The organism is Enterococcus sp. RTP21361st1_A6_RTP21361_211029, assembly GCF_040910045.1.
Classification (GTDB): domain Bacteria; phylum Bacillota; class Bacilli; order Lactobacillales; family Enterococcaceae; genus Enterococcus_D; species Enterococcus_D gallinarum.
Map to the genome: position 1 here is coordinate 1 of NZ_JBDGBK010000094.1, position 13,557 is coordinate 13,557.

Annotated in this window: 12 protein-coding genes; all 12 read right to left on the reverse strand. The window is 41.0% G+C overall.

Annotated elements, in window-relative coordinates:
- Positions 1-162: metal ABC transporter permease (locus AB5Z52_RS13815; RefSeq protein WP_368266961.1), on the reverse strand; the 162-nt coding region annotated here is incomplete at its 3' end.
- 1 nt (position 163) lies between these two features.
- Positions 164-886, reverse strand: a complete 723-nt coding sequence (locus AB5Z52_RS13820) for a metal ABC transporter ATP-binding protein (protein ID WP_003125966.1) — start codon at positions 884-886, stop codon at positions 164-166.
- Positions 887-1,227: 341 nt separating this feature from the next.
- Entirely contained in the window at positions 1,228-2,193 is a 966-nt protein-coding gene (locus tag AB5Z52_RS13825; RefSeq protein ID WP_021150098.1) for a D-2-hydroxyacid dehydrogenase, read from the reverse strand.
- Positions 2,190-3,509: an APC family permease gene (locus AB5Z52_RS13830; RefSeq protein ID WP_003125964.1), complete on the reverse strand. Its 1,320-nt coding sequence runs from the start codon at positions 3,507-3,509 to the stop codon at positions 2,190-2,192. Before AB5Z52_RS13830 ends, AB5Z52_RS13825 begins: the two co-directional genes overlap by 4 nt.
- A 113-nt stretch (positions 3,510-3,622) precedes the next feature.
- Positions 3,623-4,834: a sugar MFS transporter gene (locus AB5Z52_RS13835; RefSeq protein WP_029486566.1), complete on the reverse strand. Its 1,212-nt coding sequence runs from the start codon at positions 4,832-4,834 to the stop codon at positions 3,623-3,625.
- Between the two features lie 370 nt (positions 4,835-5,204).
- The gene (locus tag AB5Z52_RS13840; RefSeq protein ID WP_021150101.1) at positions 5,205-5,789 is read right to left on the reverse strand and encodes a YitT family protein; all 585 of its coding nucleotides are present in this window, start codon (positions 5,787-5,789) and stop codon (positions 5,205-5,207) included.
- A gap of 107 nt (positions 5,790-5,896) precedes the next feature.
- The gene (locus AB5Z52_RS13845; RefSeq protein WP_131732053.1) at positions 5,897-7,387 is read right to left on the reverse strand and encodes a response regulator transcription factor; all 1,491 of its coding nucleotides are present in this window, start codon (positions 7,385-7,387) and stop codon (positions 5,897-5,899) included.
- Entirely contained in the window at positions 7,371-9,116 is a 1,746-nt protein-coding gene (locus tag AB5Z52_RS13850; protein WP_137264359.1) for a sensor histidine kinase, read from the reverse strand. Before AB5Z52_RS13850 ends, AB5Z52_RS13845 begins: the two co-directional genes overlap by 17 nt.
- Positions 9,109-9,729: a YesL family protein gene (locus AB5Z52_RS13855; protein WP_021150107.1), complete on the reverse strand. Its 621-nt coding sequence runs from the start codon at positions 9,727-9,729 to the stop codon at positions 9,109-9,111. Before AB5Z52_RS13855 ends, AB5Z52_RS13850 begins: the two co-directional genes overlap by 8 nt.
- 206 nt (positions 9,730-9,935) lie before the next feature.
- On the reverse strand, positions 9,936-11,408 hold the full coding sequence (locus AB5Z52_RS13860) for an ABC transporter substrate-binding protein (RefSeq protein ID WP_003125956.1): 1,473 nt from the start codon (positions 11,406-11,408) through the stop codon (positions 9,936-9,938).
- A gap of 22 nt (positions 11,409-11,430) precedes the next feature.
- On the reverse strand, positions 11,431-12,351 hold the full coding sequence (locus AB5Z52_RS13865; RefSeq protein WP_003125954.1) for a carbohydrate ABC transporter permease: 921 nt from the start codon (positions 12,349-12,351) through the stop codon (positions 11,431-11,433).
- A gap of 13 nt (positions 12,352-12,364) precedes the next feature.
- Positions 12,365-13,246 carry a sugar ABC transporter permease gene (locus AB5Z52_RS13870; protein WP_086269301.1) on the reverse strand — a complete coding sequence of 294 codons (882 nt, stop codon included), beginning with the start codon at positions 13,244-13,246 and terminating at the stop codon, positions 12,365-12,367.
- Between the last annotated feature and the right edge of the window lie 311 nt (positions 13,247-13,557).

Here is a 13,557-nt window from a genome sequence, read left to right on the forward strand (position 1 = left end):
GGGAAGTACGGCGTGAGAAATGGCATCTCCCATCAATGACATTCCCCGCAAAATAATAAAACAACCAATCACCCCTGCAACAACACCGATCGCTACGGCGGTGATCAAGGCATTTTGCAGAAAATGGTAATGAACTAATCCATCAATAAACTGACTAATCATCTTAAGCCCCTCCTTTCACGATGATCGTATCGCCGAATGTTTCTTTCAAATTTGTTTCAGTAAAAACAGTCGTCGTCGGACCATATGCGATTAAATGCTGATTCATCATCACTAGTTCATCGAAGTATTCAGTCACTTTGCCTAAATCATGATGAACAATAAAAATTGTCTTTCCTTGTTGGCGAAATTCACGCAGAAGTCCTACAATAATTGCTTCACTCATCGCATCGATTCCTACAAATGGTTCATCTAAAAAAATGAATTCCGCTTCTTGCAGTAATGTGCGAGCGATCAATACTCTTTGGAACTGACCGCCAGATAGTTCGCCGATCTGCCGTTCAGCAAAGTCAGCCATTTGGACAGACTCCAATGCAGCGGCGACTTTCTGCCAATCTTTGGCCGTTATTCGTTGAAACAGAGAAAGCTGCGGATAGAGTCCTAATGACACCACTTCTTTTACTGTAATCGGAAATGTATAATCGACTGCAGTCTTTTGTTCCACGTAGGCTATCTTTTTTTGGAACTTATTGAGTGCCATTCCATTCGATGTGACATGTCCTTCAGAAGGGATCAGCTGCAGTGCAGCTTTGATGAAGGTAGATTTTCCCGCACCATTCGGTCCGATGATCCCTACAATGGCCGGCTTATCAACACAGAAAGATACTCCAGAGACAGCTTGATTTTTCCCATCATAGCTGGCGGAAATTTTTGAAAATGTGATCATAGTTTGCGCTCCTTTACATTTATGTTAAAGTATCGTTTATTTATTTTTTAGGCATGCCTAATTTATTTCCAATTATACCGATTCTCCTGTTGAATGCAAGGGATTTTTTACACAAATAAAATCCAATTAGAAAAAATAAAGTGTCCCTTCAACTACCTTGCCCCTAGCAGATCGTTTTATTCATTCGCCGTTACTTTTAGTGTGACCAAACAAAAAAAAGTTTCCACTCCTTTGAGGGAAACTTTTTAAAAGAAAACTTTCTAATCAGCATTCGCTGTTTTTTTCAAAATTTGTGATGAAGAATCAACCTGGAGTACCAATTGTCGGCAATATACTCGTCACTACTCAGACACTACGTTGACTGGTTGATTCTCTAAGAAATGCTTATAATTTGAGACAGCGATAGCTAGCAATCGTTGCCGGGTCTCTAATGGTGCCCACGCAATATGCGGCGTCAAATAGCAGTTAGGCGCATGCAACAATGGATTGTCAGCCGTGATTGGTTCTTTCGAAACGACATCAGCTGCCAGAGCAGCAACTTGTCCAGCTGACAACGCTTCTGCTACTGCTTGTTCATCTAGTAATCCACCGCGAGCAGTGTTGATCAAGATAACATCCTTTTTCATTTGAGACAATGCACGGGCGTCAATCATCCTCTCAGTATCGGGAAATTGCGGCACATGGAGACTGATCACATCTGCTTGTTGAAAGAGTCTCTCCAACGAAACTTGTTCTGCCCATTCAGCCTGCGGCGTTTTTGGTCGATGATTGTAATAGATGACCTTCATTTGAAACGCATGAGCAATTTCAGCGACTGCCTGAGCAATCGCACCATAGCCGATCAAACCGATCGTCTTGTTGGCAATTTCAGTCAGTGGCGTTTGCCAATAAGAGAAATCGGGACTGTTTTGCCAATCTCCTTGATGGACGGATTGGTTGTGCCGCCCTACTTGATTCGTTACCTCAAGTAATAAAGCAAATGTAGCTTGCGCTACTGAATTCGTACTATAGCTGGGAATATTTGTGACGGTAATCCCTTGAGATGCTGCAGCTTGTAAATCCACAACATTGTAGCCAGTTGCCAGCACGCCGATATAATCGATGTTAGGGCATGCTTGTAGTATTTCCTTTGTAAGGGGCGTTTTGTTCGTAAAAACAGCCGATGCTTTGCCGATTCGCTCAATGATCTCCTTCGTATCTGTATAGGAAGTGCGATCATAAATCGTGATTTCCCCTAATCCAGCTAATGGCTGCCAATCTAAATCTCCTGGATTCAACGCATAGCCATCTAAAACAACAATTTTCATTTTTTTGCTCCTCTCTGTTGGAAATAAAAGACTGGAATCCCTAAACAGGTGATCAAAATACCGATCAATGCAAGCACAGGGGCCGTAAGGATCGTCATTATTAAAATGAATCCGCCCCCTAAAAGAGCAATGATCGGTGTGATCGGGTACAACGGAACCTTGTATGGACGATTGAGCTCAGGTGCTTTTTTTCTTAACAAGATCACACCTACAAACAATAATACACTAAAAAACCACATCACAAAAATCAACATATCCGTTAAGAGATCAAAACTACCCAACAACATCATTAAACACGCAATTGCTAATTGGAAAAAAACCGCCGCATAAGGAGCCTTGGTTTTATTTGTCAATTTAACAAAGGTCGAACTGAATGGAACTTCATTCTCGAGTGCCATGGCATAAGGCACCCGCAATCCGGTCATCGTATACCCATTGAGTGCGCCATAAACTGAAATCAAAATACCAATCGTCACTAGTTTGCCCCCAAAATCACCAAATAACTGCAATGCGGTTTCTGAAGCACTATTTAAGTTTCCAGCAATCTGTTCTAAGGGCAATGTTTTCAAGAAAACAAGATTGATCAGGAGATAAACCAAGGTTACAAAACTTAATCCAAAGATAATCGCTTTCGGAAGATCTTTTTCCGGCCGCTTCATTTCACCAGCAATATTCCCAACACCTAACCAGCCATCATAAGCGAAGAGAGTCGCTAGTAATGCACTGCTGATTCCTGCAATGATCGAACCATCACTTGTTGTAGAAAAATTGATTACCGAGACTGACACTCGTCCTGGTGTCATCAATCCCACTAAAACGATCAATGCGATGGGAATCAATTTGATTGATAATGTAAATGACTGTACGCCTGCGGCGGTTTTTGTCCCTAATAGATTGAACAAACTAACACTGGTACCGGTGATCAACGATAGCGGCAAGAGATAACTTGCGGGCAAATGAAACAGATTCAAACACTGAGTGGCAAAAATAATACTCAACGCTGCTATATTGGCAGGGAAATAAATAATGCTTTGAGCCCATCCTAGCAAGAAAGAAGGCAATTTCCCGTAAATTCGTTCAATGTAGCGAATAGGACCACCAGTTTCTGGTATTGCTGTTGCTAGCTCCGCTACCGTTAGTCCGCCACAGATCGTCAAACAGCCCGCAATCAACCACACAAGCAATGTTAAGCCAGAGGATTGCGTATGTTGGACCACTGCAGCCGCTTTAAAGAACACCCCGGCTCCAATCACAGTTCCCATGACTGTCGAAAGTGCTCCGAAAAAAGTGATTTCTTTCTTTAGTTGACTCTTCAAATACTCACGCTCCTTTTTTTGACTAAATCAAAGTATAGCGGATAGATGCTTTGTTGGCTAGAGTGATTCGTTTGGACCACAAAAAAACAGCTGCTTTTCAACAGCTATCCCTCTTATTTATTTACTGTTGAAACCAAAACTTGTGTACGCCTTTGGTGCATTCGTTTCACTAAGAAAACTGCAAGCAACAAGATCAAAGGAAAGATCCCCGCTCCCAAAATTCCTTGCTGCAAACCTTTGTCGCTGCCTTCTGCCAACAAACCGACCAATGAAGGTCCCAATGAACAACCTAAATCACCCGCTAAGGCTAGGTAAGCAAACATTGCTGTACCTCCATTACGAATGTATTTTGTCGTTAAACTAAAAATTCCCGGCCACAATATACCGACAGCAAATCCACTCAATCCACAACCGATAAAGCCTAGAATTGGGACACTTGATAACCCGATCAGCAAATACGCCACCAAGCATAGCAATAAGCTTGCAAACATAAATTTCCGTAGATCGATACGTTCGCCAAATTTCCCATAATACAGACGAGCAAGTCCCATCATGATCGCAAACAACATTGGTCCCGCAAGATCACCGACCGTTTTGGACACACCAAGTCCTTGCTCTGCAAAAGTGGATGCCCATTGACTAACTGATTGTTCACTTGCCCCGGCACAGACCATCATGACTAGAAACAGCCAAAAGCTTTTCAATGAGAACAGTTCACGATTCTTCAGTCCTACTTCGCCTTCTGCTACGATTGGTGCTAATGGAACTTGAGTAAAAACAACCAAATTGACCAGCGGCAAAATAGCCCAGATCAATGTAAGAAATGGCCAACGAGCAATACCGAAGACAAAGAAAAAGAGTGTTGAGACTAAGACGACCCCAACATATCCCCAACAATAAAACGAATGCAGCATACTCATGGTTTTTTCTTTATTCGGGGTTGGACAAGCTTCGACGATTGGGCTCACTAATACTTCCAGAAGTCCGCCACCAATTGCATAGAGGAAGACTGCCGTCAATAAACCGGTAAAAGGGGTCGGAAAGATAAGTGGAAAAACAGCCAACCCAATCAATCCTACAGCCGCAAAAAAATGCGCCGCGACAATCGAGATACGATAACCAATCCGATCGACAAAAAAGATCGCTGCAAAGTCCACACCCAGCTGCGTTAGAAAATTAAATGTAACCAAAAGCGTGATTTGACTTAGCGGAATCTGATACTGTGTTTGAAATGTCAAAAATAATAAAGGTGCAAAGTTATTGATGATTGCTTGAACAATATACCCAGCAAAGCAAGCAATGATCGTTCGTTGATAATTTTTCATTTTTACCTCCTCCAGATTTGTTTAGTATAGCAAGAGAACTTTCACAATCGCCATGGAAAATGCTATTCAAATTGCTAGAGTATGTTCTCTTTTTTGGTGTATTATCAGTTGAAAATTGCTCCCTACTGGTATTGCAAGTCAGATCTCAATAAAGTTAGTGGTGATAAGTGCTAGTATCATAAAAAAAACGAATCTCCCCTGCCGATTTCAGCAATCTGGAAATATCGTTTTTTTTTTTTTGAAACACAACGATTGAAGATCTCTACTGGCTGAAGATCCTTGGTCATTGTACTAATTCTGTCCAAAAGTTCTTTTATTTTGAATAAGTTGTCCGAAAAGGATTATACTTGCGCTTTTCAGAGACAGCAGATTAGTTGGAATGTGCTGCCAGCATTTTGACTGTGGCTTCAAAAATTGGTCCAATAAAGATGATACAGAGCAATGTACCGATACCGACATTGGCACCCAAACCAAAGCCAATCAAGACCATCGCTGCATCCAAGCCGATCCGGATCGTCTTTTGGGTCAGCTTCGTACGTTTATAAATCAGCGCAGTTAGTGCTTCTAATGCTGCTGATCCTTGATTTGAAGAGACATAGATCCCTGCCCCAACGCCGAACAAGATGGGGGCGATGAAAATCGCCAACCAAGAATAGAATGGCAAATGAACAAAAATCTTATCCATAACCGGCTCAAAAATCCCAATCAGCAAACCAAGACCGATCCCATTGATATAACTGCCGATTCCAAGCTCCTGGCGATCGAAAATAGCTACGATCAATAAGACGACCAGATTAAAACATAGACTGGCGATCCAAAACGGAACAGACACATGATTCAAGATTCCCAGCAAAAATGTACTGATCGTATCATACCCCTGATGGGCAGTGATCAGCAATGAAATTGCTAACGCAATCAAACACGTACCTAACAAGATTTGCCAAATTTTTTTCACGACATCACTCTCTTTTCCAATTTAGTTTTCTAGACTCTCTTAGTGTACCTTGCCGTTTCAGAGATTACTACTATTTCTTTTATCTGTCTAAAAAACCCTTCAAGCGGTCAATCCAGTGATTCGTAACTTTGCTCATACTTCTCTCGAAATTCTTTTGGCGTCAGACCATTCAATTTCTTGAACATCTTTGAAAAATAATTCGTATTATTGTATCCGATCACATCGGCAATCTCATTAATTGTTTGTCTCGTATGCAGCAGAAGCTGCTGAGCTTTTTTGATCCGAATAAAATTGACGTATTGATTAAAGCTTAATTCCGTTTCTTTTTTGAACACTTGCCCCAGATAGACTACACTAACATGCAGAGCTTCGGCAGCCGATTTAACCGTCAGCTCTTGCGTATAGTGCTCTTCAATCATGCCAACCGCTTTTTGAACAATCTCAGAATAACGCTTTTGCTGAGGCTGGTCTTTGGCCAACTGCAAAATCTCGTTGAAGAGCTGACGCAGTACCTGGATCGTATTCGATGCTCGAATCCGAGTGATGATCCGATCATAATTTTCTCTAGTCAAAGCAGGGAACTGGCGGTAAATATCATTGAATAATAGAAAGGCTACGTAACGGACATGCTCAGGGTCAGCCTGCATCCCCTCGAGACTTGAAAAGATTTTGTCTAATTCATCTTGAACGGTTTTTGTATCCCCGATCGTCAATGCTTTATTGAAAGAGAGAAAAGGTAGCGCTTCGTTGCGGTCTAAGATATCGACTTGAATGATTTGTTCATTAAGCAGCAAATCCGGGTAAAAGATCTGCAGTGATTGGACTTGCTTGATTTTCTCATACCCTTTGTATAAGTTTTCCCATTCATTGATCGTTTCACTGACCACCAATTGCCAATTTCCTGCTAGAATCGCTGACAGTTCTTTGAGCAGACACCAGAGACGTTGACGTTCACCATAAAAAACGATCAGCAACTGATTCTCTCCCAATCGTCCTGGCAGTAGCAATGGCTGTTCTTTTTCGACAAAAAAACGAAACCCATTTTCTAAGATTTCAGGTGTCCCTGTCAGCTGTAGAATCGTATAAGGCGGATGGATGGGTTGTGTGGACTGTTCCAATAATAAGTGGTACTCACTTTCATTTAATTCATCATTCAGCCAAAGCAACAAGCTGGATTCTCGATACAAGTCATTTTGTTCATCGATTCGTTGCTGATGTGCCAGTTCCTCCGCAATTGCCTGCACACTTTCATAGAGTTCGACCTTGTTGACTGGCTTAACGAGATAATTTCGGACTCCTAACTGCATGCCTTGCTTCACAAATGCAAATTCTTGGTAACCAGATAAGATGATGGAAAAAAAGGTATTGCCTTTTGCCTGTGCTTTAGCGATCATATCAATCCCATTCATTTCCGGCATGCGAATATCAGTGATCAGTAGATCAATGGCTTGTGTTTCTAAATATTCCAACGCTTCAGAAGCGCTTTTAGCTGTGTGAACGACTTCAAAGCCTAATTCTTGCCAAGGAATGATCATCTTTAGGCCTTCTAGAATCATGTACTCATCGTCCACAAACATGGCTTTATATAAACTCATCATTCAACATCTCCTCATCGATCGCAATGGAAATCTTGAATCCGTGATTTTTTTCAGATTCAACTTCCATCTGATAATGATCGCCAAACATCCCCCTTAATCGTTCATGAACATTTTTCATGCCTATGGATGTTTGTACGACGACTCGGTCATCTGCAAGCTCTTGGCGGATCATCGCTAATTGCTCTGGATCTGCTCCTTTTCCGTTGTCCCGTACTTGCAAAAGAATCTTGCCATTTTGTCGGAAGGCTTTGATACTGATGGCATTATCATTTCGCTGATAGTCGATTCCATGCACAAAATAATTTTCTACTAAAGGTTGCAAAGTGAACTTAGGCAAGAGCAGATGTTTCAGATCTTCTTCGATAGTTACGTGATAGGCGATTTTATCCGGATACCTCATTTGATACAAGTAAACGTATTTCTCACAAAACGTCACTTCTTCTGCCAATGTTTTGATCTTTTCCTGTGTCGTATTGTTGCGCAAAAGTGCCGAAAAAGCGTATACGACATCCGCTAATTCTTCCTGCTGGCGGCTCAATGCGTACATCCGAATGTATTCGAGTGTATTGTATAAGAAATGAGGATTGATCTGAGCCTGCAATGCCCGCATATCCGCATCCCGCTGCTTGATTTCCAGGGTATAGATGTCCTCAATGTAGTCATTGATACTGCCTGTCATTTGATTGATCGCCTCGGCGATTGTTTTTAATTCTTGTTGAACCCCCGTGGTATCAATACGCTCATTAAAATCTCCGTGACTGACTTTTTGGGTTGCTTGAACGATCTGTTTGACCTGCTGGGTGTAACGCTTGAACGTACGATGCAAAATCAATAGCAGCACAAAAAGAATCAACGTACCGCAACCAAAAATCAACAATGTATAATTTAGGACATCCCGCCAAATCGCTTGCTTATCTAGTAAAACCAGCGTGATTTCTCCGTTGATATTCCCTTGTTTTTTTATGTAAAAATCATGGGACAATTTCGGCACGATCTCTTTTTGATTATTGGCCATTGCTTGATCGATTTTGTCGATCATCGCCTGATTCAGATTCGGTGCATCTTTATAGAGACGCTGTCCACTGCTTGTGTATATGAAACTTTTGGTACCGTGTTCTCTATTTTCATCACTACGATTAGCTAATACGTTTTCTTCATTAAATACCACAAACACTTGTCCCATTGGTTGCGCAAAATTACTCGGTTGTGCGATCGATCGCGCAAAATATAGGCGATTTTTCAATTGGATCTGGTCGCCCCGCAGTTTCTCTCCGTAAGGTCTGTCTGGTGTAGCAACTAAATATTCTTTGCTTTCATCCAATTGAACGATGATTTCTTCAATGTCAGGATGACTGCTGATCAAACGGTAAAGGATATTTGGCAGATAAATATTTTGTCCTGATTGTCGAAACATATCATTACTATAGGAAAAATAATCGGCGATCGATAACTGTAAATAGTTGCGCAATGATTCAAAGGTGGCATCCGAACTGGTGAATTCTCCTAATACTTCAGAAACAATCGTATTACGCTCTTGGATATACGTATCTAAATACGTGCTTGTTGCATCGACGAGTCGATTACTCATCCGAAACCGATCCACACCCGTATAGACACTCAACCCTAACATGATCAAAATCGAAATCAGAATCAACAAGGCACTATAAAGTTGCATCAATTGATTGATCAGGAAGTCACGCTTGAAAAGGGCTAAGATTCGTTTATTCATATTGCAGTTTTCCATCGATCAATGCACGGTCTTTCCGGGAAGCGGAATGGACCCATAATAAGATCAAACTGAAGGTACCAAATAAAAACAATCCTTTCATGCTCCAAGTAAACACCAAAATACCTACGAGACCAAAAATGACTTTAGCGAAGGTGCCAAAATTTAGAAATAAACTGACAAATGCCAGTTTGATCGTATTCAATAAAGAGGTTTCATAAATTGATTCAAACAATAAACTATACAAATACAGTAAAACCAAGAGACCACTTACTACTACTAGCAAAAAGTCGATCATCAGCCACAGTAGTCCTTGGATCTGACTGGAGAGATACAAATTATACGCTGCGATCGCCAACAAACCGAAAAATAAATAAAAACGGGCGTTGGCTCGCCAAAAGTTTTGCTTCCAGCAGCGAAGGGCCTTCCTAAACGTTTGGTCCTCGTAAGATAAGCCCTCTTCTTCGATCAAATCACTGATGGTTTGAAATGCCGGACCAACCCCAAACAAAACTGCGCCCATCATTGTAAACAATACGAAGAAAAGATTCAGTTTAATGACCGCCCAAATCAGACGAAAGGCCTTTACTAATCCTCCACTTGTTGTCTCTTTCATTCTTCCTCATCCCCTCTTGGTATTTGCCCGTTTTATTATAGCGTTTTTTTGTCACTTCTCAAAATGCGAATCTTTACTTTTTCTGACGCTTATCGCCGCTTATTCTATCTTATTCTATTATGTACAACAAATGAGGAGTGACGAAATCATTCATCGGCTACTCCTCATCTGCTCCTACGCGCAGTTGCTCCGCTTATTTTAACTAATTATTTTCCAGATTCACGGTATTCGTCGAATTGTTTTTGCATTTCATCACGAACTTTGTCCCAACCAGCTGTTTTCAATTCTTCCACTAGTTTTGGCACATTTTCTTCTGGATCGATGGTCCCTGTTGCTAGACTTGCTTTATAACGATTCATGACATTGGCGATGTTGGTGATTTCAGTCTTCACACTATCTGTTTTAAAGTTGAAACCTAGAATTGGTGATTCTTCGGCTTTAGCAATGTTTTCGTCACGTTCTTTGATCATTTCATCAGTGATCGATTCTTGCGTATACAAGATCATATTGTTCCCAGTATTCCATGCCGCCATGTGAGTGTTTGGTTTGTAGCCATCCAACAATTTGATTTTGTTATCTTGCCCTTCCACTTTTTCCCATGCTTCTCCTTCAACACCCCAGACAAGTCCATTCAACAATTCAGGGTCGCTGTTTAACAAACCAAGGAATTCGACAGCTTTTTCTTTGTTTTTAGAAACATTTGCCACCACAAAGTTCGCCATTTGGGCTTGCCCTGTTGATTTCAATTGTTTGGTAAGCGGACGAGAAATCAATTCGTGACCGGCAGCATTGTTCAAAATTGTATCGCCGTAATCCATTGGTCCTTGGGTTTCTTCACGCATGAACCAAGTATTTCCTTCTAATGGATAGCCAGTGGTATTGGTTGCGGCATCTGTTGGGATCAATCCTTCTTTATACCATTTGTGCATCAATTTCAAGTTTGCCATTTGTTCGTCATCTTCATATGGGTTGATGATTTTTGTAGTGTCTCCGTCAAGTTTGACCGCAAATGGATAGTCTTTCCCCATGACATAGTCATAGTTTCCTGAAATGTTGAAGGTTTGACCAATTGCGAAGCTGGCAATATTCGGTTCCTTCTCATGGAATTTTTTCAAGGCATCTTCTGCATCAGCATAAGAATTGATATTGCTGATATCAATGTCGTATTTATCGAGATATTGTTTGTTGAATGTCAATACTTGTTGCGCATACACGTTTCCATTAACAGGAAAGGCATACAGCTTGCCATCGATGGTGTTGCCTTTGATATATGCTTCATCTAATTGATCATAAGCTTCCTTAGCATATTTTGGTGCGAGGTCGGTCAAATCCGCATATGCTCCTTTTTGGGCATTTGCCACAAAATTAGATGCAAAAGAGATATCATAGTTCTCGCCAGAAGAAATGATCGTACTCATTTTTTGATCCCAATCGCCCCAGCCAATGTACTGTAGGTCGATCCGTGCATTGATTTTTTCCTCGATCCGTTTGTTGGCGATCTCCATCAATTGATCAAAGTTCTCTGGTTTGTCCCCGACTTGATACATCAACAAAGTCGTTACGCCATCCGCACTATTAGAATCAGAATCCGACGACTCCCCGTTTGACCCGCAAGCAGCTAAGCTCAACAGCATTGCTGAAGCGAATCCTGCAAACATTGTTTTTTTCCACGATTTCATTTGTTTTCCTCCTATATCCTTATTATTCTTTGACACCGCCAATTGTCAAGCCACCCACGAAATATCGTTGGAAAAATGGGTAAGTAATGGCAATTGGTAATGTTGCTACTACAACGATTGCCATCCGAGCAGTCTCGTTTGGCAATGCGGCCAATCCACCTTGAACTTGAGCAGCCATACCGGTACTTTTAGCTAAATAATCCAAGTTCGATTGAATCCGCATCAATAGTGCTTGTAACGGCACTAGTGAATCCTTTTGAATGTATAACAATGCATTGAACCAATCATTCCAGTAACCAAGTGCCGCAAATAAACTGATCGTAGCGATTCCTGGAACCGCTAATGGTAAGACGATCGAGATGAAAATCTTCATTTCGCTGGCACCATCGATCCGAGCTGACTCAATAATACTGTCTGGCACAGTCTTCTTGAAGAAAGTCCGCATCACTAAAATATTGAAAGGACCTAATGCAATCGGTAAAATCAATGCCCAAATCGTATCTTTTAATTGAATCAAATTAACCATTACTAGGTAATTGGCTACCATTCCTGGGGCAAAAAGCATCGTTACCAATGCAAAGAGCGTAAAGAATCGCCGAAATGGGAAATTGGAACGAGAAATCACATAGGCATACAGTGAAGTCATCGTTGCATTGATGACTGTCCCGAAGACGGTGATAAAGACGGAGATCCCAAATGCTTGAAAAATCTTACTGCTCATGGCGCCACTAAAGAGATAGCTATAGGCGGCAAAAGAAAATTCACCGGGCCAAAAGCGGTAGCCATTCTCAGCTAGCGAGGTTTCACTCGTCAGAGAAATTGCAATTACAAATAAAAATGGTAAGACACAAGAAAAGGCAAATAGCGCCAAAACAATATTGAAAATCAGGTTGACCGTTGGATTAAAGGAACGGACTTCGACCTTTGCTACTTTCTTTTTCATTCGTCCATCCTCCTTAGAATAATGCTGAATCTGGTTCTAATTTACGTACCACTAAGTTGGCAGCTAAGAGCAAGCACATACCCACTACGGATTGATAAAGTCCGGCGGCAGCAGTCATGCCAAAGTCACCTGTGGCCGTCAAGCCGTTATAGATGTAGGTATCTAAAACGGAAGAAACTTGATACAATGCACCTGAGTTGCGAGGAACTTGGTAGAATAGACCAAAGTCGGCCCGGAAGATCCCACCAATATTCAAAATCAATAAGACAGAGATCATCGGCAATAATTGCGGCAGTGTCACGTTTTTGATTTGCTGCCATTTATTGGCCCCGTCCACCATTGCTGCTTCATAATAGGTTTGATCGATACCCATCACCGATGCGTAATAAATGATACTGTTGTAGCCCAAGCTCTTCCAGACGTTCATGAAAACAAAGATAAATGGCCACCATTTTGGATCGGCATACCAGTTGATTCCTTCACCACCCATGTTGGTGATCCATTGATTGATAATTCCCTTGTCAGGGCTCAAAAAGGCATAGACAAAATAGGAAATAACTACCCATGAAAGAAAATAAGGCAGCAATGACATGGTATGATACACTTTGACCAATCGCTTGTTCCGCAATTCACTCATCACGATCGCAAAGGCGATGGCAAAAAATAGATTGAATGCTAGAAACACGATATTGTAAAGCAATGTATTTCTAGTGATCAGCCAAGCATCATTTGATGCAAATAAAAATTTGAAATTATCAAACCCGACCCACGGGCTCTGTTGCAGACTGGCAAAAAATCCGTCTGGTGAAAGACGAAAATCTTTGAATGCAACGACATTGACAAATACTGGAATATAGAAAAAAAAGATGAACCAAATGACACCGGGAAGTGCCATTAAGATAAGTGCTTTAAATTGCCACACATTTTTCCAAAATCCCTTTTTCTTCACATTTGATCAACTCCTTCTGCTATAAGAATAACGCTTTCATTGTGAATAATTAAGGAACAAACTAAAGATAAAAAGAAACAAATTAAAGATTTTGTCTTTTCTATTATCTTTTGTATGATTTTCCCCATCGATCAAAAGACAATTTTTCTTCACAAAAAAACAAGCAGCACGTATTGCTGCTTCAGACTGTAGACAAAGTCCATTTTATGGATGATGTCTACAGTCTTTTCTTTTATAATAGATTTATGAAAACGAAT